The sequence below is a fragment of the Enterobacter sp. PP-008-ECC_S150 genome (genome assembly GCF_045257065.1).
In the GTDB taxonomy this organism is placed as follows: domain Bacteria; phylum Pseudomonadota; class Gammaproteobacteria; order Enterobacterales; family Enterobacteriaceae; genus Enterobacter; species Enterobacter chengduensis.
The window spans coordinates 1-26,615 of record NZ_JBJHHG010000005.1 but is presented as its reverse complement, the minus strand read 5'-3'; the positions used below and the strand labels follow the sequence as shown (position 1 = coordinate 26,615).

27 protein-coding genes and 2 pseudogenes are annotated in these 26,615 nt (G+C 52.0%); 15 read left to right on the top strand and 14 right to left on the bottom strand.

Annotated features, from left to right (window positions below; all coding sequences use genetic code 11):
• Window positions 1-48: 48 nt before the first annotated feature.
• The 6 genes and pseudogenes from wzz(fepE) to ACJBF3_RS07530 form a co-directional block, all read right to left on the bottom strand.
• On the bottom strand, window positions 49-1,173 hold the full coding sequence (gene wzz(fepE) / locus ACJBF3_RS07555; protein ID WP_045329175.1) for an LPS O-antigen length regulator Wzz(fepE): 1,125 nt from the start codon (window positions 1,171-1,173) through the stop codon (window positions 49-51).
• A gap of 210 nt (window positions 1,174-1,383) precedes the next feature.
• A complete protein-coding gene (locus ACJBF3_RS07550) occupies window positions 1,384-2,799 on the bottom strand; it encodes a sugar porter family MFS transporter (protein ID WP_045329178.1) in 1,416 nt (471 codons plus the stop codon).
• A gap of 314 nt (window positions 2,800-3,113) precedes the next feature.
• Window positions 3,114-3,875 carry a 2-dehydro-3-deoxy-D-gluconate 5-dehydrogenase KduD gene (gene kduD, locus ACJBF3_RS07545; RefSeq protein WP_032643219.1) on the bottom strand — a complete coding sequence of 254 codons (762 nt, stop codon included), beginning with the start codon at window positions 3,873-3,875 and terminating at the stop codon, window positions 3,114-3,116.
• Between the two features lie 63 nt (window positions 3,876-3,938).
• A complete protein-coding gene (gene kduI / locus ACJBF3_RS07540) occupies window positions 3,939-4,775 on the bottom strand; it encodes a 5-dehydro-4-deoxy-D-glucuronate isomerase (protein WP_045329180.1) in 837 nt (278 codons plus the stop codon).
• 234 nt (window positions 4,776-5,009) lie between these two features.
• Window positions 5,010-6,188 (bottom strand): acetyl-CoA C-acetyltransferase, encoded by a 1,179-nt coding sequence (locus ACJBF3_RS07535; RefSeq protein WP_045329181.1) that lies wholly within the window; start codon window positions 6,186-6,188, stop codon window positions 5,010-5,012.
• 93 nt (window positions 6,189-6,281) lie between these two features.
• Window positions 6,282-7,148, bottom strand: a pseudogene (locus ACJBF3_RS07530) (LysR family transcriptional regulator).
• Between the two features lie 105 nt (window positions 7,149-7,253).
• Between ACJBF3_RS07530 and ACJBF3_RS07525 the strand changes: the two are divergent.
• Window positions 7,254-7,715 (top strand): multidrug/biocide efflux PACE transporter, encoded by a 462-nt coding sequence (locus tag ACJBF3_RS07525; RefSeq protein WP_045329182.1) that lies wholly within the window; start codon window positions 7,254-7,256, stop codon window positions 7,713-7,715.
• A gap of 119 nt (window positions 7,716-7,834) precedes the next feature.
• Window positions 7,835-9,064 carry an amino acid permease gene (locus tag ACJBF3_RS07520; protein WP_045329183.1) on the top strand — a complete coding sequence of 410 codons (1,230 nt, stop codon included), beginning with the start codon at window positions 7,835-7,837 and terminating at the stop codon, window positions 9,062-9,064.
• 63 nt (window positions 9,065-9,127) lie between these two features.
• Here the strand turns inward: ACJBF3_RS07520 and ACJBF3_RS07515 are convergent, their stop codons facing one another.
• Window positions 9,128-9,400 (bottom strand): GNAT family N-acetyltransferase, encoded by a 273-nt coding sequence (locus ACJBF3_RS07515; protein WP_045329184.1) that lies wholly within the window; start codon window positions 9,398-9,400, stop codon window positions 9,128-9,130.
• A gap of 10 nt (window positions 9,401-9,410) precedes the next feature.
• The gene (gene yjdI / locus ACJBF3_RS07510; RefSeq protein WP_008499689.1) at window positions 9,411-9,641 is read right to left on the bottom strand and encodes a 4Fe-4S mono-cluster protein YjdI; all 231 of its coding nucleotides are present in this window, start codon (window positions 9,639-9,641) and stop codon (window positions 9,411-9,413) included.
• A 176-nt stretch (window positions 9,642-9,817) separates the two neighbouring features.
• Between yjdI and ACJBF3_RS07505 the strand changes: the two genes are divergently transcribed.
• The 10 genes and pseudogenes from ACJBF3_RS07505 (at window position 9,818) to fabV (ending at window position 20,610) form a co-directional block, all read left to right on the top strand.
• Window positions 9,818-11,458, top strand: a complete 1,641-nt coding sequence (locus ACJBF3_RS07505; protein WP_045329185.1) for a sensor histidine kinase — start codon at window positions 9,818-9,820, stop codon at window positions 11,456-11,458.
• Entirely contained in the window at window positions 11,442-12,137 is a 696-nt protein-coding gene (locus tag ACJBF3_RS07500) for a response regulator (RefSeq protein ID WP_045329186.1), read from the top strand. The genes ACJBF3_RS07505 and ACJBF3_RS07500 overlap by 17 nt, the downstream gene beginning before the upstream one ends.
• A 168-nt stretch (window positions 12,138-12,305) precedes the next feature.
• A complete protein-coding gene (locus ACJBF3_RS07495; RefSeq protein ID WP_045329187.1) occupies window positions 12,306-13,394 on the top strand; it encodes an ABC transporter substrate-binding protein in 1,089 nt (362 codons plus the stop codon).
• Window positions 13,395-13,474: 80 nt separating this feature from the next.
• On the top strand, window positions 13,475-15,244 hold the full coding sequence (locus ACJBF3_RS07490) for an iron ABC transporter permease (protein WP_023294491.1): 1,770 nt from the start codon (window positions 13,475-13,477) through the stop codon (window positions 15,242-15,244).
• On the top strand, window positions 15,237-16,307 hold the full coding sequence (locus ACJBF3_RS07485; protein ID WP_032660170.1) for an ABC transporter ATP-binding protein: 1,071 nt from the start codon (window positions 15,237-15,239) through the stop codon (window positions 16,305-16,307). Before ACJBF3_RS07490 ends, ACJBF3_RS07485 begins: the two co-directional genes overlap by 8 nt.
• Before the next feature lie 182 nt (window positions 16,308-16,489).
• Window positions 16,490-16,970: pseudogene (locus ACJBF3_RS07480) on the top strand (Hcp family type VI secretion system effector).
• The gene (locus ACJBF3_RS07475) at window positions 16,967-17,380 is read left to right on the top strand and encodes a polymorphic toxin type 44 domain-containing protein (RefSeq protein ID WP_223239912.1); all 414 of its coding nucleotides are present in this window, start codon (window positions 16,967-16,969) and stop codon (window positions 17,378-17,380) included. The pseudogene ACJBF3_RS07480 and the gene ACJBF3_RS07475 overlap by 4 nt, the downstream one beginning before the upstream one ends.
• Window positions 17,358-17,783: a hypothetical protein gene (locus ACJBF3_RS07470; protein WP_045329189.1), complete on the top strand. Its 426-nt coding sequence runs from the start codon at window positions 17,358-17,360 to the stop codon at window positions 17,781-17,783. Before ACJBF3_RS07475 ends, ACJBF3_RS07470 begins: the two co-directional genes overlap by 23 nt.
• Window positions 17,784-18,071: 288 nt before the next feature.
• The gene (locus tag ACJBF3_RS07465) at window positions 18,072-19,277 is read left to right on the top strand and encodes a tyrosine-type recombinase/integrase (RefSeq protein WP_023294888.1); all 1,206 of its coding nucleotides are present in this window, start codon (window positions 18,072-18,074) and stop codon (window positions 19,275-19,277) included.
• Window positions 19,278-19,413: 136 nt separating this feature from the next.
• Complete coding sequence (gene fabV / locus ACJBF3_RS07460) at window positions 19,414-20,610, top strand: enoyl-ACP reductase FabV (RefSeq protein WP_023294887.1); 1,197 nt, start codon at window positions 19,414-19,416, stop codon at window positions 20,608-20,610.
• A gap of 92 nt (window positions 20,611-20,702) precedes the next feature.
• On the opposite strand, the gene ACJBF3_RS07455 is transcribed toward fabV, so the two are convergent.
• Entirely contained in the window at window positions 20,703-21,170 is a 468-nt protein-coding gene (locus tag ACJBF3_RS07455; RefSeq protein WP_023294886.1) for a hypothetical protein, read from the bottom strand.
• Window positions 21,171-21,224: 54 nt separating this feature from the next.
• Window positions 21,225-21,353 carry a hypothetical protein gene (locus ACJBF3_RS07450; protein WP_023294885.1) on the bottom strand — a complete coding sequence of 43 codons (129 nt, stop codon included), beginning with the start codon at window positions 21,351-21,353 and terminating at the stop codon, window positions 21,225-21,227.
• A gap of 300 nt (window positions 21,354-21,653) precedes the next feature.
• Between ACJBF3_RS07450 and ACJBF3_RS07445 the strand changes: the two genes are divergently transcribed.
• Window positions 21,654-22,067 (top strand): GNAT family N-acetyltransferase, encoded by a 414-nt coding sequence (locus ACJBF3_RS07445; protein ID WP_023294884.1) that lies wholly within the window; start codon window positions 21,654-21,656, stop codon window positions 22,065-22,067.
• The gene (locus tag ACJBF3_RS07440; protein WP_023294883.1) at window positions 22,067-22,420 is read left to right on the top strand and encodes an NIPSNAP family protein; all 354 of its coding nucleotides are present in this window, start codon (window positions 22,067-22,069) and stop codon (window positions 22,418-22,420) included. Before ACJBF3_RS07445 ends, ACJBF3_RS07440 begins: the two co-directional genes overlap by 1 nt.
• A 347-nt stretch (window positions 22,421-22,767) precedes the next feature.
• On the opposite strand, the gene ACJBF3_RS07435 is transcribed toward ACJBF3_RS07440, so the two are convergent.
• The 4 genes from ACJBF3_RS07435 to ACJBF3_RS07420 all read right to left on the bottom strand — a co-directional run bounded on the left by ACJBF3_RS07435 (window position 22,768) and on the right by ACJBF3_RS07420 (window position 25,775).
• Entirely contained in the window at window positions 22,768-24,228 is a 1,461-nt protein-coding gene (locus tag ACJBF3_RS07435) for a DEAD/DEAH box helicase family protein (protein ID WP_023294881.1), read from the bottom strand.
• On the bottom strand, window positions 24,194-24,352 hold the full coding sequence (locus ACJBF3_RS07430) for a hypothetical protein (RefSeq protein ID WP_023294880.1): 159 nt from the start codon (window positions 24,350-24,352) through the stop codon (window positions 24,194-24,196). Before ACJBF3_RS07430 ends, ACJBF3_RS07435 begins: the two co-directional genes overlap by 35 nt.
• A complete protein-coding gene (locus ACJBF3_RS07425; RefSeq protein ID WP_084832169.1) occupies window positions 24,349-24,585 on the bottom strand; it encodes a hypothetical protein in 237 nt (78 codons plus the stop codon). The genes ACJBF3_RS07430 and ACJBF3_RS07425 overlap by 4 nt, the downstream gene beginning before the upstream one ends.
• A gap of 983 nt (window positions 24,586-25,568) precedes the next feature.
• Window positions 25,569-25,775 carry a hypothetical protein gene (locus ACJBF3_RS07420; RefSeq protein ID WP_023294878.1) on the bottom strand — a complete coding sequence of 69 codons (207 nt, stop codon included), beginning with the start codon at window positions 25,773-25,775 and terminating at the stop codon, window positions 25,569-25,571.
• Between the two features lie 185 nt (window positions 25,776-25,960).
• Between ACJBF3_RS07420 and ACJBF3_RS07415 the strand changes: the two genes are divergently transcribed.
• A complete protein-coding gene (locus ACJBF3_RS07415; protein ID WP_023294877.1) occupies window positions 25,961-26,311 on the top strand; it encodes a hypothetical protein in 351 nt (116 codons plus the stop codon).
• The last annotated feature ends 304 nt before the right edge of the window (window positions 26,312-26,615 follow it).

Sequence of the window (26,615 nt, the reverse complement as noted above, 5' to 3'; positions counted from 1 at the left end):
GCACATAAAAAAAGGCGCTTTAATCAGCGCCTTTTTAAACTGCGGGGTTTATTCCGTCACCGGTTCGGGGAGCGGGTTACGGCTGAGCATCGCCTCGCGCAGCAAAACGCTGGCGCAGGCAAACAGTCCCCCCAGCAGCGCCGCCAGGACGACAATCAGAGCCTTGCCCGGGCCATCCTTTTTCACCGGCATGGAAGGAGAGAGCTGGTACCTGAATGGCTCAAGCTTCACGTCGGCAAAGGAGAGCTTTTTCAGCTGCGCGAGGTGGTATTCCCGGTTCTGGAAATCCGCATTCAGCTCGGTCACGTCCTTGAGGTTTTTTTCAATCTGCAGCTTTTGCGCGATGCCGTCAGCGCCGAGCGAAACGGAATAGTCCGGATCGTCTTTTACCGCCTGTCCGTTGCTGTAGACCGGCTTCTTGATGCCGGCGGCATTGGCCACTTCCAGGGAATAATTCAGCCGCTGCAGGTTGGTGTTGTGAATATTGGTCAGACGGACGCGATCCAGCTCCAGCTGCTGGGAAACGACGTTGGTTTTCAGCGCGATCTGGTTGCGAATATTCTGCACCGTCTCTTTTTCAACAATATCCGCGATAAAATCGATGTATCCCGCCAGAACGGCTTGCGCATCGGCTGCCGTCGGCGCGGTAAAGCTTAACGTCCAGGAAACGTAAGGCGCTTTATCCGCGTCTTTTCCCTGAGCGTCATTTGCCGCTTTCATTCGGTCCGAGATGTTGACTATCGCCCGATGAAGATCAAGCGGATCCACCTCGGCATCTTTAAGTTGCGCCATCACGTAAGGGGAGGATTTCAGGTACTCTTCGAGCAACGACTGAGACTGAAACTTTTTAATAAACAGGTCAAAGACTTCCGGGCGGGTAATCTGCGCGTCTACGTCAAGCACCTGAAGCGCCACCAGCATCTGGCGCAGCGGGTTCCACTGGGACGATTCTGCCGTGGTGATCACCGCTTTACTGGTCCACTTCTGCGGCAGTAAAAATGAAATGGCGAGCCCAACCAGCGCAAACGCGAGGGTAACGGCGACGATGCGTTTTTTCGCCGCTAAAAGAACGCCAACCAGGCCTAAAAGATCTATCTCTTTAGCGTGTACAGCCGGAGGGGCGTAATGGGGGAAATCAAGATCGGTATTTTTTTTGATATCCATCTCAGACATAGGAATTATTTTTAGGATGCCGTGCATCTTTGCTCAAACGTTAGCGGTGGTCCGATGATACAGCACCTTAAGAATTATCCTAAGTTCAAATCTCATGATTTCCCCCTCCCCTGCCAAAATTAGTAGACGATTTCACTGGGTGATTATTGCTACTAAGCGCTACCTTTGCCCTTTCGGCATACGTTGTAAGCGCTTAAACGGGCAATAAGATTACTCGCCGATGTTCCGCAGTTTCTCACCGGCCATCAGCTTGCGCTCGATGTGTTCCAGCGTCACGCCCTTGGTTTCCGGGATCAGCCAGAAGGTTACGCCAATAAACGCCACGTTCAGCACCGTGTAGAGCCAGAAGGTGCCCGCCGCGCCAATCGCGTCCAGCAGCGTCAGGAAGGTCGCGCCGATAATCATGTTCGACACCCAGTTAGTGGTCGTGGAACAGGTGATGCCAAAATCTCGGCATTTGAGCGGCTGGATTTCGGAGCACAGGATCCACACCACGGGCGCGGCGCTCATCGCATAGCCTGCAATACACATCATGGTCATCCCGACGGAAAGCCAGGAAAGGCCGCTGGAGGCCGTGCCGTTATCAAACTGCATCAGGCAGTAGCCGAGGATCAGCGTGCCGAGCGCCATCACGCTGAAGCCAATTTTCAGCGCCGGTTTACGGCCGGCTTTGTCCACGGTGAATACCGCAATAAAGGTGGCAAACATGAAGGTGAGGCCCACCAGCAGCGTGGCGATCATCTGCTGTTCGGTGGTGGTGAACCCGGCCATTTTGAAGATGCGCGGCGCGTAATACATGATGATGTTCATGCCGGTGAACTGCTGCATCGCCTGCAGCAGCATGCCGAGGAAGACCGCGCGACGCACGTTGCGGTTGATCTTAAACAGCGCCCAGCCGCCCTGCTTCAGCTTCAGGCTTTCGCGGATCTCGTTCAGCTCTTCGCGCGCTTTTTCAGAGGTATCGCGCAGCATGCGCAGGACCTCTTCCGCCTCCACGTGGCGCCCTTTTTGCGCCAGCCAGCGCGGGCTGTTTGGCAGGAAAATCACCAGCACGATCAGCACCAGCGCCGGTAAGGCCAGCACGCCCAGCATCGCGCGCCAGTTGCCGCTGTAGCTGAAATAGGTGTCGGACAGGAACGCCAGCACGATGCCCAGCGTGACCATCAGCTGATACATGCTGATCATCCTGCCGCGCACGTTCTCGCTTGCCATTTCGGAGAGATAAAGCGGCGCCGTGTAGGAGGCAATCCCCACCGCCACGCCCAGCAGCACGCGGGAGAGCAGCAGCACTTCAACGTTAGCGGCAAACGCCGAGCCAATGGAGCCCGCGACAAACAGAATCGCCCCGACCATCAGGCTGTATTTGCGCCCCAGACGAAACGAAAGCCAGCCGTTGAACAGCGCGCCGATGGCCGCGCCAAGCATCATGCTGCTCACCACCCACTCCTGCAGGCGGCTGCTGAGGGTAAAGTGGTCGGTAATAAACGGTAATGCACCGGCAATGACGCCGATATCCAGTCCAAACAACAGGCCCGCTACGGCAGCGGCAATAGAGACAAACTGGTTCATGCGGCGAGTATCGCGCAGCGCAGCGGGCATCAGGGTAGAGTCATTGATAGATGTCATATTTTTCCTGCCTCAACAGCAAAATTCGTTAACTGAAATTACGAGAAAGCGCGGAAAAGTGTCAGGCGGGAAAAGGTGAAGATATGGATTATTTCGCTGCGGCATGGCGATCTGTGATGGACATTACAATTTCAACGCGTGGCGAATAATCACGTATTTTTACTAATCAGTTAATATTTAAGCAATTAAAGTGTGATTGCCGTCATTTATGATTTTTCAGTATGGATTTTTCATCTTTATCGATATGGACGTAGCCAATTTTTATGTAAAAAAAAACCTCCGCCCGTGGGCAGAGGTTCTTATACCAGCAGGAATTATCGCGCCAGCCAGCCGCCATCAACCGCAATCGTATAGCCGTTGATATAGTCCGATGCCGACGAGGCCAGAAAGACCACCGGTCCCATCAGATCGCCCGGCAGGCCCCAGCGCCCCGCCGGAATGCGGTCGAGGATTTCCGCGCTACGCTGCTCGTCTGCACGCAGCTGCTGCGTGTTGTTGGTCGCCATGTAACCCGGCGCGATCGCATTCACATTGATATTATGCTTTGCCCATTCGTTTGCCAGCAGGCGGGTCACGCCCATCACCGCGCTTTTGGACGCGGTGTAGGACGGTACGCGGATGCCGCCCTGGAACGAGAGCATAGAGGCAATATTCACGATCTTGCCGCCTTTCCCTTGGGCAATAAAATGCTTCGCCGCCGCCTGGGACATAAAAAATACGCTCTTGATGTTCAAATCCATCACGTCGTCCCAGTCGCGCTCGCTGAAGCTGATCGCATCTTCACGGCGAATCAGCCCGGCGTTGTTGACCAGAATATCGATATGACCAAATTCAGCCACCGCGCGATCCAGCAGTTCCGGAATGGCGTCGATTTTACGCAGATCGGCGTTCAGGCTGAGAAAGCGACGGCCCAGCGCGGTCACGCGCTCAATAGTTTCCGTGGGTTCAACAAGGTTAATCCCGACGATGTCACAGCCCGCTTCCGCCAGGCCTAGCGCCATCCCCTGACCCAGCCCGGTGTCACACCCGGAAACCACCGCCACTTTCCCCTGCAGAGAGAATGCATCCAGAATCATTTTTATTCCTTACTCTTTCAGCGCCTGTCACTCACAGGCAGGTTTATGCTTCACTGCCCGCGACTAGCGCAGATCGCTGACCGCAACATGGTCCATGTCATCAAAGACCTGGTTTTCACCCACCATACCCCAGATAAAGGTGTAGGCTTTTGTCCCGACGCCGGAGTGAATAGACCAGCTCGGCGAAATCACCGCCTGCTCGTTGTGCATCACGATATGGCGCGTCTCCTGCGGCTGCCCCATCATGTGAAACACGCAGGCATCCTCATCCATGTTGAAGTAGAAGTAGACTTCCATGCGGCGCTCGTGGGTATGGCACGGCATGGTGTTCCACAGGTTGCCCGGCGCCAGCTCGGTCAGGCCCATGCTCAGCTGGCAGGTTTCCAGCACGTCCGGCACGAAGTATTTATTGATGGTGCGGCGGTTGCTGGTGAGGTTATCGCCCAGCGTTACGGGGGCGACGTCTGCCGTGGTGACCTTTTTATTTGGATAGGTGACGTGAGCCGGCGCGCAGTTGTAGTAAAACTTCGCGGGTTTGCTGGCGTCGATGCTGGCAAAGACTACGTCTTTCGCCCCTTTCCCCACGTACAGCGCCTCGCGATGGCCAATCTCATAGCACTGTCCGTCTACGGTGATGGTGCCTGGCCCGCCGATGTTAATCACCCCCAGCTCGCGACGCTCAAGGAAATAGCTCACGCCCAGCTGTTTACCCACTTCTCCGCCCACGGAGACGGTTTTTGCCACCGGCATAATCCCGCCCACAATGATGCGGTCGATATGGCTGTAGACCATAGTGTATTTGTCGGCCTCGAACACCTGCTCAACTAAAAACTCGCTGCGCAGCCCCTGAGTATCCAGCGTTTTGGCGTGTGCACTGTGAATGCTTTGTCTGACGTCCACGGTAACCTCCAGATGTGGTTATGCCCGAAAAAGAAAATTAACGAAACAGCGTTCCGTTTTCATGATGAACACATACTATCGGCATAAAATAGGCTTTTCAATTAAATTCAAAACAACGTTTCATTTTTTATTTTGTTAATAACGAAAATGACACCCGGATCACGGTTAAAAGGCATGGGAATGAAGGTAGGATAAAAAAAACCTCCCGCAGGAGGTGTTTTCAAAGAGGAGAGATTACCGTTCGATGGCCAGCGCGACCCCTTGCCCGCCGCCTATACAGAGTGTGGCAATCCCTTTGCGGGCATTGCGCTTTTTCATTTCATGGACCAGCGAAACCAGGATCCGGCAGCCGGACGCCCCGATCGGGTGCCCCAGCGCGATCGCCCCACCGTTGACGTTGACCCGCAGCGGATCCCACTCCAGCATTTTTCCGACGGAGATCGCCTGCGCGGCATAGGCTTCGTTCACTTCGATCAGATCCACATCCGAAAGCTGCCACCCCGCGCGTTCCAGACAGCGGCGAGTCGCATAGACCGGCGCGATCCCCATTAACGCCGGATCAACCCCTACGCTCGCGAACGCCTTGATGCGGGCCAGCACGGGGAGATCGAGTTCAAGGGCTTTGCTTTCACTCATCATCATCACGGCGGCAGCGCCGTCGTTAATGGAAGAGGCATTTCCCGCCGTTACCGACCCCTGCATTTCAAAAGCAGGATTAAGCCTCGCCAGGCCTTCAGCACTGGCGTCGGTGCGCGGCTGTTCATCGGTATCCACAACGACAGGCTCGCCGCTCTGACGCTGCGTGCTGACCGGGACAATTTCGTCACGAAAACGGCCGGAATCAATCGCCGCCCGCGCTTTTTGCTGCGAGCTTAGCGCATAGGCATCCTGCACCTCACGGCTGATGCCGTACTCGCGCGCCAGGTTTTCCGCCGTCACGCCCATATGATAGTCATTGAACGCATCCCACAGCCCGTCATGCACCAGGCTGTCGAGCAGCTGGCTGTTGCCCAGCTGCGCGCCGGTGCGGCTGTCGGTCAACACGTGCGGCGCGCGGCTCATATTCTCCTGCCCGCCCGCAATGATCACGTCCGCTTCACCACACTGAATGGCCTGCGTCGCGAGATGCAGCGCTTTTAATCCTGAACCACAGACGTCGTTAATGGTGATGGCGGAGACGGTATTAGGCAGCCCGCCTTTGAGCGCCGCCTGACGCGCAGGGTTTTGCCCGGCACCGGCCGTAAGGACCTGTCCCAGGATCACCTCATCAACTTCATGGGGTGCGATCCCGCTACGCTCCACCAGCGCTTTCACCACCACGCTGCCCAGATCAACCGCCGAGTGACGCGCAAGCGATCCCTGAAAACAGCCGATAGCTGTACGCAACGCACCCACTATTACGACATCTTTCATCACGACCTCTGTGTTAAATGACATGACGATAGTAGAGGATTGTTACTGGCAATTATCTTAATTGTTTAAAATTAGTGAGTTTAATCACAAGGATCAGCGCGCATCCTGCAGATACTGCCGCAGCCAGCTTCCGGCCACGCCGGGAGGGGTGCGTTTATTCCAAAGCAGATCGATGCCGATCGCCCGCGGCCAGCCGGGCACATTGAGCTGCACCAGCGATTTCGCGGCGGCAAATTCATCCACCAGCGCACAGGGCAACGCGCACCAGCCGAATCCCTGCACCGCCATACTCAAGAGTAACAGGTAATTCGGCGCTGACTAGACGGGCCCGCGCGCGATCTCCGCCTCGCGCTCCAGATAGGTGCTCAGCCGCAGCTCCCGCCAGCCGTGCAGCTCGTCACGCTGGACGTCATGCTGCCCGGCCAGCGGATGGGTGGTCGCGACGTAGATCGCCATACGCGTCTGCATCGGCAGCCGGGTGGCGCCGATATCCGTCGGATACCCGTCCCGCGCTTCGGTGAGTCCAATCTGCGCGCGCTCCTTTTGCAGCAGATCGATCACGTCCTCTTCCTCGCCAATCAGACATTCGAATTCCGTATGGGGAAAACGGGCGTCAAACTGTTTCATCATCTCTTCCAGCACGTCCGGGTTGAGGGTATCGGAAAGGACAAACGTCAGACGCGCCTCCGTTTTCGCCGTTAGCGACACCGCCAGTTCATCCAGCCGCGTGCTGGCGGCCAGGATGGCCTGCACGTAGCCCAGCACCTGCTCCCCCTGGGCCGTTAACACCGGCTGGCGCGCCGAGCGGTCAAACAGTTCGAAACCGAGATCGGCCTCAAGATGGGCAATCGACGTGCTGATCGTCGACTGGCTTTTACGCAGCCGGCGTGCGGCGGCAGAAAAAGAGCCTGCCGCCACGGTCTCGACAAACGCGTTAAGGGCTTCGGGTGAATAGCGCATGACCTATCTACTTTTACGATGGATACTATCTTTAATATATCAGCTTTAGCGATAAAAATAGGCTGCATCAGCGCCCATACCGGCGAATTAATGAGGTCTATGACTATGCAACACCAGGATGCACTCCAACGTAAACTGCCGGAGCGGATCTTTCACGCCGTCTGTTTCGAAGGTATTGCCACCGCTATTCTCGCCCCCACGGCAGCGTGGCTTATGCAGCGTTCCGTGATGGAGATGGGCGGGTTAACCATTATTCTGGCGACCACCGCCATGCTGTGGAATATTATCTATAACTTCGGCTTCGACCGTTTCTGGCCCGTTCAGCGCGTCAAACGTACGGCAAAAGTGCGCGCGCTGCATGCGCTGGGGTTCGAATGCGGGTTTATTGTGATTGGCGTGTCGATTGTCGCCGCCGTGCTGGGCGTCACCCTGCTGCAGGCATTCACGCTGGAAATTGGCTTCTTCCTGTTCTTCCTGCCGTACACCATGTTCTATAACTGGGCGTACGATTGCCTTCGCGAAAAATTTCTTAAGCGTCGCCAGCAACGGCGCGCCCTGGCAGGCTAATACCCCTCTGGCCGGACGCCCGTTCCGGCCAAACTCCGTCGAAGCAACTGCGCTCTCCATGCTTATCTATGGTAAATTGCACGCCATTCCGTTGGTTTGATAGTTGATACGTTGCTCTAATGTCGAAAATTTGGTCAAAAGATGAGACTCTCTGGAGTTTCGCTCTCTATGGCACAGCCGTGGGCGCAGGAACGCTGTTCCTACCCATTCAGCTGGGCTCCGCAGGCGCGATTGTCCTGTTTATTACCGCCCTCGTGGCCTACCCCTTAACCTACTGGCCGCACAGAGCGCTGGCGCAATTTATCCTGTCGTCAAAAACAAAAGGCAATGAAGGGATCACCGGCGCCGTCTCGCACTATTACGGCAAGAAGATCGGCAATCTGATCACTACCCTCTATTTCGTCGCCTTCTTCGTGGTGGTGCAGATTTATGCGGTGGCGATCACCAACTCGTTAACCGAACAGCTGGCGAAACACCTGACGGTGGATACCGGCGTTCGCGTGCTGGTTAGCCTCGGGGTGGTGCTGGTCCTGAACCTGATCTTCCTGATGGGACGCCATATCACGATAAAAGTGATGGGCTTCCTGGTGTTTCCGCTGATTGCCTATTTTCTGTTTGTCTCACTCTATCTGATCGGCAGCTGGCAACCCGCGCTGTTGACCAGCCAGATGACCGCCGATCGGCATACCCTCCATCAGGTATGGATTTCGATTCCGGTGATGGTCTTTGCCTTCAGCCATACCCCAATTATCTCAACGTTTGCCGTTGACCGTCGCGAGAAGTTTGCCGACGGCGCCATGGATAAATGCAAGAAAATCATGAAGGTGGCGTACCTGATCATCTGCCTGAGCGTGCTGTTCTTCGTCTTCAGCTGCCTGCTCTCGATTCCGCCGTCATATATCGTGGCCGCTAAAGAGGAAGGGGTGACGATTCTGTCCGCGCTGTCGATGATGCCCTCTTCACCGGCGTGGCTGGGCATTTCCGGGATTATCGTGGCGATTGTTGCGATGTCGAAGTCGTTCCTCGGCACCTATTTTGGGGTGATTGAAGGGGCAACGGAGATCGTGAAGTCGTCGCTGAATCAGGTGGGGGTGAAAAAGAGCCGCGCCTTTAACCGCGCGATTTCCATTATGGGGGTGTCGTTCATCACCTTTGCGGTCTGCTGCATTAATCCGAACGCCATTTCGATGATTTACGCCATCAGCGGCCCGCTTATCGCCATGATCCTGTTTATCATGCCGACGCTGTCAACGTACCTGATCCCCTCGCTGAAACAGTACCGCTCCATTGGCAATCTGCTGACGCTGATCGTCGGCGTGCTGTGCGTGTCGGTAATGTTTGTTGGCTAACGTTCCTGCCAGGCATTGTGCCGGGTGGCGCTGCGCTTACCCGGCCTACATTGCTCCAGTGAATCACGCCCGAATATCGTCATACTCCCGCGTTTTATCAAACTCATGCTTCGCGAACGGGCACAGCGGGATAATTTTGCGGTTCTCAGCACGCATCTTCTCCACCACTTTCGCCACCAGCTGTTTGCCAACGCCCTGCCCTTTCAGGCTCTCATCCACATCGGTGTGCTCGATAATGCTCAGGTGCTCGCCGGTGGGCACGAAGACAATCTCCGCGACCTGGTTGCCGTTCGCATCATTCACGTAAAACTTGTTATGGCCTTCCAGAATATCCATGGTTCCTCGCTTATTTTTGGCGATACTTCAGCGCACCGCTCGGGCAGGTATCAATCACGCGTACAACCGTTTCTACGTCCACTTCATCAGGAATAATCCACGGTTTACGTTTCAGATTAAACAGCTTTGCGCTGCCACGCACGCAGTTACCTGAGTGTTTGCAAATCCCGGTATTGAAGTAAACGTCAATTTTCTCGCCGGTATAGGCCCGGTAACCCGCATCCAGTAGCTCTTTATCCATGACATTGCCTCTGTAATTATTATCGTGCTGAATGAAGCATAGCCTGACGGGATCATGAAGGCTATAACGCCGAAAACGAAAAGCCAGGTCACAACTCTTTTCTTGCCAGATTGCGTCCGCTATTGGCCCATGTCAGGCTCGGCGAATGTCACTTTTACATAACATCAGCAGGTTGAATGAAACGCAGGCTCTCTTTTCAGGTAAAGCTATTTTTAGCGCTGGTGTGCTTCTCCTGCCTGCTGTTAGTTCTGCTGGGAACCATCCTGTTTCATTTTATTGACCGACAGCTCCATCACGATCTCGGCCAGCGCGCCCGGGTGCAGGCCAGCCAGATCGCGCTGATGCCGGGCCTGGCGGAAAAGGTGGCGGCCAGGGATATCCCCGGCATCGCCCGGTTAATTCAGCCCCTGCGGGCTGAAAGCGATGCCAGCTACATTGTGATTGGCGATACCGAGGAGCAGCACCTTTATCATTCGGAATCCCCGGAGCGCATTAATTTACCGATGATCGGCGGGGATAACGCTGAAGTCTTAAAGGGCAAAACCATTATTTCCGTACGCCAGGGCGGCATTGGCGTTTCACTGCGCAGCAAAGCGCCCATCTTCAACGCCCGGCATCAGGTGATTGGTATTGTGTCGGTCGGCTATCTGACCTCGTATATTGCCAACATTAACGCCCGCATTCTCTGGCAGTCCGGGCTTTACGGCGCGGGCCTTCTGCTGCTGCTGTTTATGTTCTCCTGGCTGTTTACCCGCAATCTTAAAAAACAGATGTTCCGGCTAGAGCCGAAAGATATCGCTCAGCTGGTGTTGCAGCAGCGCGCGCTACTGGAAGCCATGTACGAAGGGGTATTTGCCGTCAATCAGGAGAAGCAGCTGATTTTAATAAACCGCGCCGCACGTGAGATGCTGGATATTCGGCAAAGTGAGAAAGACCTTATCGGTAAACCGCTGGAAGAGATCCTTCAGACGTCGCCGGACTTTTTATCCCAGCGCACCGCCTCGGTGAGCGCGGGCCGCCACGACCAGATTGCGGTGCTCAACCAGCGCGAGGTGATCGTCAACCGCGTGGCGATTGAGGTTGAACCCGGCGTTGAAAGCGGATGGGTCTACAGCTTTCGCGACAAAAATGACATTAACACCCTCAGCAGCCAGCTCAGCCAGATCAAACGCTATGCGGATAACCTGCGCATTATGCGCCACGAGCAGCTGAACTGGACCGCCACGCTGGTCGGGTTACTGCAGATGAAACACTATGACGAGGCGATCCGTTACATCCAGGTGCAGTCCGAAGGCGCGCAGCGGGTGCTGGACTTTGTCTCCGCGCGTTTTTCATCTCCCGCCCTGTGCGGGCTGCTGTTAGGAAAATACGTCAGCGCGCGCGAAAAAGGCATTGAGCTGCTGTTTGACCCCGCCTGCCAGCTCACCCGCATGCCTGCCGCGCTCGGCGAAACGGAGCTGATGTCCATTATCGGTAATCTGCTGGATAACGCCGTGGAGGCGACCCTCAACGCCGCGGTCCACGCGCCGGTAGAGCTCTACATTTCTGACCGTAACCAGGAGCTGCTGATCGAGGTGGCCGACCGGGGCTGCGGGGTGGAGGACGCGATGAAGCCGCACATTTTCCGCCAGGGGTTCAGCAGCAAGCCGGAAAGCGAAAATGACATTGTGGGCACCGAGCACGGTATTGGCCTGTTTCTGGTGGCAGGATATATCGACAAGGCTGGCGGCAGCATTGAGATTGCCGACAACACGCCGCAGGGGACTATTTTTTCTGTGTTTATTCCGAATGGGCTAAAGCATGACCCGAGCACTTGATGTTGTGATCGTTGAGGATGAGCCGCACCTGGCGGAGCTGCATCGCGAGTATATCGAGCAGAATTTTCATTTGCGCGTGGTGGGCATCGCCGCGTCGATTGAGCAGGCATGCAGCCTGATTCGTCAGCATCAGCCGCGGCTTATCCTGCTGGACAACTATCTCCCGGACGGTAAAGGCGTGGAGCTCATCGATAACCCGCTGCTGAAAAGCTATGAGTGCTCGGTGATCTTCATCACCGCCGCCAGCGATATGCAGACCTGCAGCCACGCCATGCGCAGCGGGGCGTTTGACTACCTCATCAAGCCCGTCTTTTTCCAGCGCCTGCACGCCTCGCTGGAGCGGTTTATGCGCTTCATCCACACCGTGCAGCAGGTGAAGGTGGTCGACCAGCATGCGCTGGATCGCCTGTTTAATCTGCCTGCCGCGGAAGCCTCCGTTACGCCCTCCACGAAGGGCATTGAGCCCCAGACGCTGGAACGGATTAAGCGGCTGTTCGCCGATCGACCCGACAGCGCGATGTCGGTTGAAGAGGTGGTGGAAAACGTGGGGATCAGCAAAACCACGGGGCGCCGCTACCTTGAATACTGCGTGGAGAGCGGGTTAGTCAGCGTCGAGATGCTGTATGGCAATATTGGTCATCCGCGCAGGCTTTACCGCAAAGCCGCCGATAAACCGTAATCCGAAACCGTTCACAGGCTAACGTTCGCGGATTTTATGGTGTTAATTGCTGAAACGACGGCGACAATCACACTTCGGAATCATCGCCCGCTTCATCCTATTGTGGGAGGAGCCCGATAGGCTATGTTGACAATTAGTTCCTCAAATGTAACTAAAAGGTTAACTATAATGTCGAACACGTTCCGAATTTCTCTGCTTACCGCTACCGTACTGTTCTCTGCTTCTGCACTGTCTGCCCTGCCGCAGGGCTATCCTGCTGAGTATCAAAAAGTGGTTGATGCCGCCACCAAAGAGGGCAAGGTTGTTATTTACTCCACCACCGACATCAAAGCCGCCGGGCCGCTGATTCAGGGCTTCGAAAAAACCTACCCGGGCATCAAAGTTGAATACAACGATATGAACAGCACCGAGCTGTACAACCGTTTCATCAGCGAACAGGCCTCCGGCGGCGTGAGCGGCGACGTGGTCTGGAGCTCCTCGATGGACACCGGGCTGAAGCTCGCCACCGACTACGCGATGGAGTACAAGTCTCCGGAGCAAAGCCAGCTGCCGAAATGGGCAGTCTGGAAAGATAAGGCCTACGGCACCACCTATGAACCGGTGGTCTTCATCTACAACAAGCGCCTGATCCCGGCCGGCGACGTGCCGGATTCTCACGCCGCGCTGGCGAAGCTGATTGCCAGCCAGACGGACAAATTCAAAAACAAAGTCACTACCTACGACATCGAAAAATCGGGTCTGGGCTTTATGCTCTCGGTGCAGGATCACAACGCCGATCCAAACTACTTTAAAACCCTGGCGGACGTCGCCAAAGGTGGCCTGTCGGTGCAGTCGTCGACCGGCACCATGATGGAGCGCGTCTCCTCCGGTGAAAACCTGATCGGTTTTAATATCCTCGGTTCCTATGCGGAAGCGCGTGCGAAAAACGATCCGTCGCTCGGCATCTCCTATCCAAAAGATTACACCCTGGTGCTGTCGCGCGTGTCGTTCATCAGCCAGCAGGCGCAAAACGGCAACGCCGCGAAGCTGTGGCTGGACTACGTGCTGTCGGAAAAAGGGCAAAACATTCTGGCCAACCAGGCGGATATCCCCTCCATTCGTAACGATATCGAAGGCAAGAATGATATCGACGGCCTGACCAAAATCCTCGGCAACGCGCTGAAGCCGATCCCGGTCGATGAAACGCTGCTGGAATACCTGCAGCCGAAAAAACGTCTGGAGTACATCAAAGAGTGGCGTACCGCCGCCGGTAAATAAGCATCTGAGCGCGGCGCTGGCCGCCGCGCTCCCTTATCGACTGAGTTCGTTTTTCTGGGCTGCAATACCAGGGATACCCCATGAATACATTACGCAGAAAGTGGCAAAGCCTGCCGCGAGGTATCGTCGTGCTGATAACCGCCCTGGTTATCTACACGCCGCTGTCGTTTATCGTGATACAGAGCTTCCTGTCCGCGCCGTTCTTTTCGCCGTCAAAAGAGTGGAGCTTTGAATCATTTGATTTTATTTTCACCGACCCTGATTTTTATAAGGCCCTGAAAAGCGGCTTTATTCTGGCATTTGGGCTGGTTTTTATCTCTATCCCGCTGGGCGGCGTGCTGGCGTTTCTGATGGTGCGTACCGACCTGCCCGGCCGTCGGCTGATTGAGCCGCTGATCCTGGTCCCGATTTTCGTTTCGCCAATGGTGCTGGGCTTCGGCTACGTGGTGGCCGCCGGTCCGGTGGGCTTTCTCTCCCAGTGGGCGGAGGCGCTGATTGGCTTTGTGCCGTGGAATATCTACGACATGTCGAGCATTGTGGTCATTGCCGGCCTGACGCACGTCCCGCACGCCTATCTGTATATCTCCTCCGCGCTGCGCAGCGTGGGCTCCGACGTGGAGGAAGCCGCGCGCACCGCGGGCGCGTCGCCCTGGCAGGTGATGACCTCCGTCAGCCTGCCGATGGTGCGTCCTTCTATTCTGTACGCGACCGTGCTGCTGTTCTTCCTCGGGCTGGAGGTGTTCGGCCTGATGCTGGTCCTCGGCGACCCGGAAGGCAACATGGTGCTGGCGACCTATCTTTATAAGCTGACGAACAAAATGGGTACCCCATCCTATAACCTGATGGCGGCGGTTGCCGTGGTGCTGATCTGCATCACCATCCCGCTGGTGATGCTCCAGCGTCGCCTGATGCGCACCGCCAACCGCTTCGTCACCATGAAGGGCAAGGCCTCACAGGCCCGCGCCTTACCGCTGGGTAAATGGCGCTGGGTGGCTGGCGCGGTGATTGCCTTCTGGCTCACCGTCACCATCGGCGTTCCGCTGCTTGGCGTGGTATTGCGCGCGTTTATCTCCAACTGGGGCGTGGGCGTTTCGCTGTGGGACGAGCTTTCTCTGAACACCTTCCGCACCATCTGGGCACAGCCCAACCTGCTGCGCGCCATCGTCAACTCCATGGCGATTGGCGTGATTGGCGGCGCGCTGGCCGTGGTGTGCTACCTGTTTGTCGGGATTGCCATGCACCGTAAGCCGGATAACACCACGCGTTTCCTCGACTACAGCGTGCTGGTACCGCGCGCCGTGCCGGGCCTGCTGGCGGGTCTGGCGTTCCTGTGGGTGTTCCTGTTCCTGCCGATGTGGCTGGATAACTCGCTGAAATCCGGCTGGCTTTCCGGGTTCGCCTGGACCGACTGGATGCGCGAAAACGTCATCGTCTGGCTACGCTCGCTGCGCAGCACCATTTTCAGCGTCTGGCTGGCCTATACCGTGGTGTGGATGGCCTACGGGCTGCGGCTTATCTCTTCCACGCTGCTGCAGGTGGGGCCGGAGCTTGAAGAGGCGGCGCGCAGCACCGGGGCGACGCGCGGGCAGATCACCCGCCACGTCACCATACCGCTCTCCCGCTACGGTCTGATCGGCTCGTGGCTGCTGATGTTCCTGATCTTTGAACGCGAATACTCAACGGGTGTGTACCTGCTTTCACCCGGTACGGAGACCATCGGCTCGATGCTGGTTTCCCTCTGGGCCGCGGGTGCCATCGACATCGTGGCGGCGCTCTCTTTCATTAATATCCTGCTGGTCGTGGTAGGTCTGGGCATTGCCCTTCGTTTCGGAGTGAAAATACATGATTGAATTAGCGGTTGACGATCTGCACTTAACCTACGGCGACAATCCTGTTTTAAAAGGTGTCTCTATGAACCTGAAGCGCGGCGAAGTGGTCTCTCTGCTGGGCCCTTCCGGCAGCGGCAAAACTACCCTGCTCCGCGCCGTCGCGGGTCTGGAAAAACCGACGCAGGGGTCGATTGTCATTGGCAACAATAAAGTTTACGACGGCACGCCGCGCAGCGAGGTCCCGGCGGAAGAGCGTAACCTGGGGCTGGTGTTCCAGTCCTATGCCCTGTGGCCGCACAAAACCGTGTTTGAGAACGTGGCCTATCCGCTCAAGCTGCGCAAAGTGCCGGCGAAAGAGATCCAGCAGCGCGTGCAGGACGTGCTGGACCAGCTTGGCCTGGGCCATCTTGGCAAACGTCACCCGCACCAGCTCTCCGGTGGGCAGCAGCAGCGCGTGGCGATTGGCCGGGCGCTGGTTTACAACCCGCCGGTGATTTTGCTGGACGAGCCGCTCTCCAACCTCGACGCCAAGCTGCGCGAAGAGGCGCGCGTGTTCCTGCGCGAGCTGATTATCAAGCTTGGGCTATCCGCGCTGATGGTGACGCACGACCAGAACGAAGCGATGTCCATTTCCGACCGCATCCTGCTGCTGAACAACGGCAAGATCGAGCAGCAGGGCACGCCGCAGGAGATGTACGGCTCGCCTAAAACGCTCTTTACCGCCGAGTTTATGGGCAGCAACAACCGCCTGCACGGCAAGGTCACCGAAGTGCGCGACGGCAAAGCGCGCATCGAGGGCAAAGGCTGGGTGCTGTGGGGCCAGGCCGGTGAAGGGGTGAAGAGCGGTGAAGAAGCCACGGCGGTGATCCGCGTCGAGCGCGTGGCGGTGGTCGAGGGGCCGGGTGAAAATCAGCTTGAGCTGCCGCTGCTCACCAGCATGTATCTCGGCGACCGCTGGGAGTACCTGTTCCGCACGGTGGGAGATGATTTTGTCATCCGCGCATATGGGCATGAGGTTCGGGATCCGCAGCACTGCCATCTTTCGCTGCCGGAGAAGCATGTTTGGGTGTTCCCGAAAGGGTGAATGTGAGAGGAAAAGGCTGCGGGATGCGGCCTTTTTTACAATAGAAATGTATTTAGCTTAACTTAACTCAAATTCAATAAAATCTAACTTATTGATTGTTATAATCTTATTCATTTACCACTACCTTCCCTATAGGTACAATTTCCTTATGGTTTTTTATAACGGCATGAGGAAAAAGAAAAATGGCTATTCCAGCTTATCTATGACGGCGGCGCAGATATTAAGGGATCTGTAGACGTTCAAGACCGTGACGGCAGCATTGAGATCACCGGATTTTCCCATAATCTCAGCATTCCAACGGACGTAATGACGGGAAAGATCACAGGAACCCGCAAGCATTCAGCTGTGCTAATTCAAAAAGAGTTTGATAGTTCGTCCCCCTACCTCTATAAAGCCGTAGCCACTGGTCAGCCGCTAAAATCTGCTGAGTTCAAATGGTATAAGATCAACGACGCTGGACAGGAAGCGGAATACTTCAACTTCCTGCTTGAAGGCGTAAAAGTTGTCAGCGTTTCGCCAGTGATGCACGACACCAAAGATCCGACCAAAGAGAAGCATAATCACCTTGAGTGCGTAGAACTTCGTTATGAAAAAATCACCTGGAAATATTGCGATGGCAACGTGCAGTTTGCCGATGCATGGAATGAGAGAGCGCAAGCGTGAGATACCCCACATTAGCGGCAACACCTCACCCGCCGTTTGATGTGTCCTCTTTCGCCCCGCCAGGTGTGAATATCGTCAGTAATATGATGATGGCTCGCTTTCACCGTGGCCCGTCAGCCCTCACCTATGCATGGTTTTATCAGCAGGTTAGAGGGCATGGCCCGTGGGATTACAAACAGCGTGATAGACAATTCGAGAATTTTGGAAACTTCCACTACGGGGCTGTTGGTCACGCTGCGGGGATTCCCGACGAAGTATTACTTAGGGGCGCAGGATGGGCGCAGAGTCGTGCAGGTACAACTGATGCAGCTTTTGGTAATTGGTATGGCTCAACGCCTTACGGTGATGATCCTAATGACCAGTATTGGATAAGAGCGGGTATCGACTATGCAAAACGTACAGGTTTTTAAGAAACAGTATCTCCTTCTGATCCTGTTGACTGTTATCGCCTTTGGGATCTACAAGGTGCTGCACTTCTCACCGCTTGAGCAACAGATTATCAAGAAGGTGAAAGTAAACAACCTGGCTAATCTTTACATCACGGAAGCGAGTGCAGGCGCTACCACAGGCTTTTCCTACCGTTTCTATATGTATGATGCTAACAAAGACGATAGAGCATTTATGGAGAGTCTGAAGGACGATGACGAGCCTTTCATGATCACTACGGACAAGGACGCATTGATGAAGGTCGAGAATGACGCGATCTATCTGTCAGTGAAGGGAACCATCTACACCTTTCACAACCAGGCGGCCTACAAAGCGCGTGATTCGATCTACTCAGTGCCTGTCTACCTCACCGCCATACCTTTCTAAGAATATAGCCAGCTTTCACGCTGGCTCACAAAAGAAGCCACAAAGCCACACATCGGACTTAGATACGTTTGATCATCAGAATGGTAGAAAACCCATAGGCGACAAAATTAGACACCTATTTAAGTTTTTGATAGAGAGGGATTTAACGGCTTTTTTTCACAAGGGAAAATTCTGGAGCGGGCGAAGGGAATCGAACAAAAATCCATTCCACTTCTGTAACCTACTAACAGATAACGATATTGCGATCAGCATAGGTAACTGATTACGTGATAATAGAGGATCATTATCGTGTCAATCAAGGGCCAGGCTTACCTATACAAACGAAAAGACGGAATCTGGATGTTTCAGATCTTCGTCCCGAAGTACCTCAGATTTTTATATCCGTGCCGGATGTGGCGCAAAACCACCTCAACCCGCGATCTCAATGAGGCTCGACGGTTCAGAAACTACCTCTTATTAGAATGGGAAGAGCTTAAGCGGAAGTACAATCCGAGCAACCCCGATCAGTGGTTGCAGCAGTCAATAGCCGCCTTGCATACCGAAGAGAAGAAGAACAAGAGCCGCCCTCAACCTGTAACGCGATCCTGTTCGATTCCCACTCTGTGCCTATTACGGGACGAATACGCCGAAAGCTATAAAAACCGCCGCTCTTATTCAACGTTAAGCAAATCAGCGCGAGCCGTTGAACTATTCCTTGAAAGTGCCAAACAACCGGACATTGCCTTAGAAAGGATAGGCCGCCGCCTGGTGACTGAGTTCCTCGATACACAAAAGGAGAAAGGAGCCGCCGATCAATCTCGTCAAAACTGGCTAACGTGTTTAGGGAGCCTCTACGAGTTTGCAAAGCGCCGCTACGATGGCATACCAGACCGCAACCCTTTTCACGGTCATAACCTCGAAGCACGCCGCACGATAGAGAGTTATCAGCCGTTTGAACCTGACCAGATGCAAAAGTTACTTGATGCAGCAGAGCCGGAGATCAGGAACATCATAATCATGGGGCTGTTTTCAGGATGCCGCCTTGATGAACTGGCAAGCCTAAAGAAGTCAGAGATCAAAACGGTGGAATGTGTACGCTGTTTCTACATTTCGAAATCAAAGACTAAGGCGGGGGTACGGTACGTCCCTATTCATTCCCGGCTATCTGCGATTGTCGATGAATACCTGAACCACAGTTACGGCGAATACCTGTTCCCACAAGCTAACAAGATTAACAGGAAGGATGGTAAGAAAGGGCCGTACTACTCTCAAAACTTCACCAGGTTGCGTGACAAGGTTTTGCCTACCGCTACAGATCGTCAATGCTTCCACAGCTTGCGCGGGATGTTCATCACATGCTTAGACCGTGCCGGGGTGCAGGAAACAAGAATAGGCAGTATCACCGGACACACTGAACAGAAAGCGAAAACCGAAGCATTCCGTACCTATTCACAGGGGGCGAGCATGGAAGAGTTAGCAGGGTATGTCGAATTGGTGGACTACCCTGAAATCTAATTATAGTAACGTTTCAACAAGACCATTATCCTTCCCAGAGTTAGTTAATGAATGTGTATTATTCATTACAACTTTTCATAAAAAAGTTATCATTATTGTATGTTAAAGAAGTTTTGCAAAATGGATTAAAATCAACATGATAATTAAACCCAAGATTCGTGGTTTCATCTGCACAACTACACATCCGGTTGGTTGCCAGGTCAACGTAAACAAACAAATCGAGTACGTCCGCAAAAACGGAAAACTCACTGATGGTCCTGCACGTGTGCTGGTGATCGGTGCCTCAACTGGTTATGGGCTTGCATCCAGAATTTCTGCAGCATTTGGCGGTGGTGCTTCCACTATCGGTATCTTCTTTGAAAAACCGGGTACGGATACCAAGCCTGGCTCTGCGGGCTGGTATAATTCTGCGGCTTTTGATGAAGCAGCGAAACGTGAAGGTCTTTACTCGAAAAGCATCAACGGCGACGCGTTCTCCGATGAGTGCCGCGACGAAGTTATCAGCCTCATCAAAGAAGATCTGGGTCAGATTGATTTAGTGGTTTATTCGCTTGCATCTCCGGTAAGAAAGATGCCAAAAACAGGCGAAATTGTTCGCTCTGCGCTGAAGCCAATCGGTGAGGTTTATACCTCTAAAGCCATTGATACCAACAAAGATCAGATCATTACTGCCAGTATCGAACCGGCAACCGAAGAAGAAGTGCGTAACACTGTTACCGTGATGGGTGGCGAGGACTGGGAACTGTGGATTGATGCGCTTAATAACGCTGGCGTTCTGGCTGATGGTGTGAAGACCGTTGCTTACTCCTACATCGGCACGGATTTGACCTGGCCTATTTACTGGCACGGTGCGCTCGGTAAGGCGAAGGAAGACCTGGATCGGGCGGCAAACGCGTTACGCAACAAGCTGGCTCCTCTCAACGGTGCTGCAAACGTCGCGGTGTTAAAGTCTGTTGTCACCCAAGCGTCTTCAGCTATTCCAGTCATGCCGCTTTATATTTCTATCGTGTTCAAGCTCATGAAAGATCGTGGGATCCACGAAGGCTGCATCGAGCAAATTAATCGTCTGATGACTACCAGCCTATATGGGGGTAGTGCCAAACTTGATGACGAGCAGCGAATCCGCATGGACGATCTGGAACTTCGGGAAGACGTTCAGCAAGCATGTCGAGATCTGTGGCCGACGATCACCAATGAAAATCTGGAGCAGCTAACAGACTACATTGCTTATAAAGAAGAGTTCCTGAAGTTGTTTGGTTTCGGATTTGAAGAGGTTAACTACGAAGCCGATACCGATACAAACATAGATTTTGATGTGAAAACATTAATCTAAGAAAAGGGGGCGCAAGCCCCTTATTTCTTAAACTCTGTATATAATGTGTTGGTTTTCAGCGTTATCAAATCGGAGTTACTAAAAAATAATACTCATCTTGCTGTACGATTCTTAACAACGACTTCTTTAAGGATACGATTATTTATTTTCTCTTTCCACAACCTTTGTTTTTCACTAAGATTTCTTTTCTTCATCGTATCAACAAGGAAATCATACTCTTTATCGTATAAATACCCTTTATCATTTGCATACTCAATCAATGCCAAGTTTGGATTGGCATGAATATTTTTCTTAATCCTTTTCAACCCTTCAAACAAAGTTCCAGTTGAAATATTCAAAAACCTATTTATACAAACGTTACCGACATACGTGGTATTGCCATTTTTTTTATTTTCAATATAGCAATGCTCTTTGATATCTTGACCACAGGGACAGAAATCCATTTCTTCAGAAACTTCTATCGAATGTAGACTCCACTCTGTTTTGGCAACTTCGAAGTTTTTTGAAACAGATAACGACAAAATATGTTCTTTTAGCCTTTCAAAGTTATGGTTTTCCATCAAAAGATCTCCAGAAATAGAAAAAGCGCTACTAATGAGCGCTTTGAGATGTTTTTACTTTTTCCCTTTTTTAGGGGGGATTTTTACAGTTTCCGTAACAGTTGTCCCTGGACGTTTCTTAGCCTCTTCCGGCTTTACAAACTGACCAGTACCCGCATCACGAACTACCTTTTGTTTAGGCATGAAAACACCTCATCTTAAATGAAGGATAGAACTACTTAACCTTTTTAATAGTAGGTAATAAGCGAAGCGGCGTCAAAGAAAAAACAAAACATCTACACAACATTAAAAAACATCATACAACATATAGCAAAAAAAGTAATATCTACCGTCATCCCCCAGTTGATGACCGTCCCCCCACTCAGTCACAGCCCTCAAATATTTTCGGCAGTGACGAGGCGGTCTTTATAATAGACCGTGAAGATTGCATAGATGCGATTGTTAATGCTAAACAAAAGATCATTCATGGCACTGAGGCTGAATATGGAATCACGATACACTCTGGTTGATGCAGTGCCACCCGCAGAGGACTTTTGCCGCTTGCGCATCATATCCGGTTTAACCCCCCGCCCTCTTGAGGCCGCAAAACAAGCCCTCCCAAGAAGCTGTCATGGCGTATATATTGAATATTCTGATCTTATTGTCGACATGGGGCGGATTGTCGGAGATGGAGCGCTCAACTTCGAAATCGTAGATGTTGCAGTCGATCCAGAACATCAAGGTAAAGGGCTGGGCCGGAAAGTCATGGAGGCATTAATGTCCTGGCTCGGGCAACAAGCACCAGTTGGAGCATACATTACCTTGATCGCAGATGTTCCAGAGCTATATGAAAAATTCGGTTTTAAAACCGTCCGTCCTGAAAGCGAAGGGATGGCGCTCATTTGGGGATCGCATTAATGGAACGAATCATCGAAATATTGCAATACACATTACGCAAAGGCACCGGAGTCACTTTTCACAATATCATGCGGGAAATCAGCATTCCCCTACACCAGCGCCACGGGATCGAGGTTATTTCGTTCGGACACTCCATGCATAACCCGGATTGCTACTATTTGATACGCGCTTTTGATAGCCATGAGAACATGGTTGTTGTCCTTGATGCTTTTTATGCAAGCACTGACTGGCGCAGCGGCCCACGCGAAGACATCATCAGCTGTATAGAAAGCAGCCAAAAAACAGTGGTAAGCATGCCGTCTGGAAGTATGGAAGAGTTAGATAGGTATGTGGCGATGGTAAATGCCCAGTAAATTCGCTTCTGCTGCCGGACAAACTTTAAAACTCATCAAAACTACACCTTCACCGCTTACACAACATGATACTTTCCGCCATACCAGCGAAAAAGAATGGAGACAGTTGCAGCTAAGGCACGCGATAATCCGCGCTCAAGCGAAAAAACTAAACAGCGTGCAGCAACGGTGTTAGCTCAATCTACAAACTAAAAAAACGAGAAAAGGGGCATTAGCCCCTTTGCTGTATCAATCACCACATCAAACATCCCGAGATTCAGTTTTGCGTTCTGTTTTTCTACGTTTTTCAAAGGTGCGGATTGCATCCCAGATAAACAGGAACAGCAGATACCAGTAAAGCGCGATAATCATACGTAAGCGCCCTGGTTCCAGTAGGTTGCGACTGTCCTCACAGACACCGCCATCACTTCAGCAGCCTTTTTCTGAGTTAGCCCTTGCGCCTTGTATTCCAGCACCTTCAAGCGTGTTTCTTCCTGCTTGCCAGCTTTCTTGATCCCAAGGCATTCGATGGTTGAGCCAGGGAAGTAATGGGTTTTGAGGTATTCCGCTGCCGCCATGTCGGGAACGACAAAGACGAGAGGGTGATCGGTATCAGTGTTGCGAATGGATGTTCGGCTAAGAAACTGGTAGCACCGTTCAAGATACATTGCCTGGCGCTTCTTCTTCATCACCGTTTCAAAATCCCAACCGATACGTTTGCAATAGTCAGCCCATCTCTTACGATCTTTATCGCCCAGATTTGCACATCCGAGGAACACAGCACTGTGAACATCCTGGTAGCTGTTCATTCCGTAGCTGGACATCGAAACAGCTTCACCTCCCATGCGATCACCGAGCTCAGCGAGTCCAATAGTTTGGAAGTCACAGATGGGTTTATCGTTGTTAGTTGCGAAGATAAAATCCTTCCCAACAATCTGATTTATCTCTTTCAGATGACTGTTAAAAACATTAGCCAGCTCTGACTGCCCCGCTCTTTTGACATCTTCTGAGAGGACAACCACAATCTTGATAGGCACGTTCTTATGCTTGCGTCTCTCGGGTTCTGGCTGAAGGTGTTCCCCGGCTTCCTGTACTGCGATTTGAGCAACGTTCTCAGCCATCCATACAAACCCACTGCGATCTACACCAGCGCCAAGCACAGTGAAGCTCTTCGCCCACGTTGCGGCCTTCAGTATCGGGTTATAAGTGTATGCAAAGAAGCTGTATGAAGAATCACACTCGGTATGCATCACACCACCACCGTCGAGCGCCACGTAAAGCACTTTCTTCAGGCTGTCGCTGTTAGCGTGCTTCTCATGGTAATACTGGTACAGCTTGTCGTAGTGCTCATCACGCAAATAGAGCAACCCGTTTCGCTCTTCCAGCCATGCCAGGAATGGGAAGTTTTCTGCCGTTCTGTCCGCATGTCGGATCTTCGCTTCAGCCCCAAACCAACCATCAGGGATCTCGTCAATCATCACGTTGTGTTCTGCCAGTAGAGAGCGCATCTCAGGATTGAACGTAGCGAGGTGGCAGTAGTTGGTGAAACATTCGTGGGTGGTTATCACCACATTCGTTTGGAAGCTGTTCGCCAGAGTACTTTTCAGGTTGAGAGTCGCACCTTCAACGCAAATGTGATGATTTGGGATTCTCAAACGATTTAGTTCTTGCTTGAACTGCTCGGCTAAAGCGTGGGTTGGTACTACGATTAAGAACTTTTCTGGGACAGCTTCTCGATTGAAGTCGTAAATGTGTTCTTTCAAACGGTGGCTCTTTCCTGAGCCGCAAATCGCATTAACGAAGTTTACTACTGGTTTCTTTTCGGTCATTCGGTTCCTCTCGGTTTAGGACTGCTGTTATTAACTCACTCACCAGCGCGGCGGCTGATTTGTCTTCACGGTTGGCACGTTCAATCAGCGCCTTGTGGATGTCATCAGTGAATCGGATATTCATTTTGTTTTTTCCTTTCGGTATTCATCAAATCGAGCGAGTGCATCAGCAAACAGTTTTTCACGTTCCGCGTATTTGCGTTTTCTGGCTACGTTCATAGATGCATATATCACTTCACGAGTGACTTCGCCATTGACCAGTTCATTAAAAACCTGGTCACTACTAAAATATTTCAAAGCAATGTTCCTCCTGCTTAGCAACTCATCGGGAATGAGTATTGTGTATATTCCAGACATGACAAAACCCCCACACCGTTTACCCGGAGGAGGCATGAAGATAAAGTCATTAGAGTGGGCATTTGTTAGAGAAGTGAAGATATCCCTCACTTAATACCACCTTACCATGAAACGAACGTTTTGTCAAGTTATTTATTAACTTTCAACAAGATACTATCAAGGATCGTATGGTCACGTTGCTCTCCCACATACATCATGGATGTCCGGTAGCTTCACTGACTCGGATACCATCTTATCTATATTATTAACAATGAAATTTCCGGCTTAATATGCAAGTAAGCCGCTCTTATGGCTACGCCATTTGCACAAGTAACCTGATACAGAGGATGCAGAAAAGTCTAAAGGTACTTTAGAGTTATTTGCATCTTCGGTAAAAATGGAGGCTTACAATGAAACACTGAAAGTGTGTAATGGTGCATAAACTCATTTTCACAAGAGTAACTTGCACAATGGATTCATGGACGAGGTGTACGAGTACATAACACAGGAAATAATCAATATTTACTATTTAAATAGTAGTTAATGGTTTTTTAGGTATTAATGTTCGTTATGTGAGTACTGCGAGCATAGCAGATTTTCTTTACAGGAAAATAGCTTCTGAGTAATAACATCAGGTACAAAGGTTACTTTCCTGTAATCGATATCTTCCATGCTCCGCATTACATGCTACTCATGCAGCATACCTTTCATGGTCGCAGTGCTCCGCATGAAACAACACTCCAGAAAGCCGGAAAACTCCTCATGACTAACAGGATGTAAATAACCGATAAACAACCACATTTGATAGATGTAACCTATCATAATTCCTCCCTTATTATTCATTTTCTAACGCCTTTACGAAACTTTTATCCTTCCATCAACTTTCAACAAAGCCTTATTCTATGCGGCTTACAGCTAAATCAATGACGAATCATTAAGTGCTAATACTAAGCAACCGTTCTTTCTTGCGATGTTAAAATAACCAGCGATTTTTATACCCACTTTTACTCTGAACTACTGGTATTGAAAGTCTTTGCATACGGGCACTGCCCTTTAGTGACGTAGGTGAAAACATACTGGCTGTTCTCATAGGTGCAAAGCGTCTTACCATTCTCCGTTTTTTCCTGCTGCGGATCTGTCATTGTGATTTGTCCTGCCATCACCAACTGTGAAATCAGTAGTCCCGATATCACCAATATTGATTTCTTCATAAGCCTCACTCCAGTTGACTGTTATCGCCGAATGTCACAGTGCTCAGTATTTGTACAATAGCATTGTATCACCCACATCGATCGATTTTACTGATCTATAAGATCGATTTAATTAATTAAAGTGGTAAGATAAGGTAATGCGCTAACAGCGCCTTGTCACCAAATCAAACAAGAAAAGGAAGACCATGAAAAGATTGATTCTCACGTCACTGATCGTTCTCCCCTTCGCCTCAAGTGCAACCACATTCACCTGTAAGGCGATCCAGGAAGGGCAGATCGATTCTGGTAGCCAAAAATCTTCAGTCGAAACTCGCCTTGATGTGCAGGACAAAAGTATGAAGGTGAACATGGGTGGTAAAACCTGGCGACTCGGTTTCTTGGGTGAGAAAAGTATTGCGAAGATGTACGCCACGCCAGACGGAGGGATTGCCGTCACATACATCGACAATGGGAGTGAGCCTATTTTCGTTATGCGCCCCACAAACAATGATGGACAGACTGCTGTCTACACGCTCAGCCTGTGCTCTGAGATGTAAACAAAGGCGTGAGTAATCACGCCCTATATATTTGCTCGACCCCAACAATCAAACCGCAACGAGCATTTGAGCCTATCACCAGCTTCGCGATTATCATTTCCACTTACATTTGCTCTCAGTCCCGAGTCCTAAACCTCTATTATCCAGTCTCAAAACAATCTCCTTATAAGACTACACCGACACTGTCATTTTCAGAAGACGACTGCACCAGTTGATTGGGCGTAATGGCTGTTGTGCAGCCAGCTCCTGACAGTTCAATATCAGAAGTGATCTGCACCAATCTCGACTATGCTCAATACTCGTG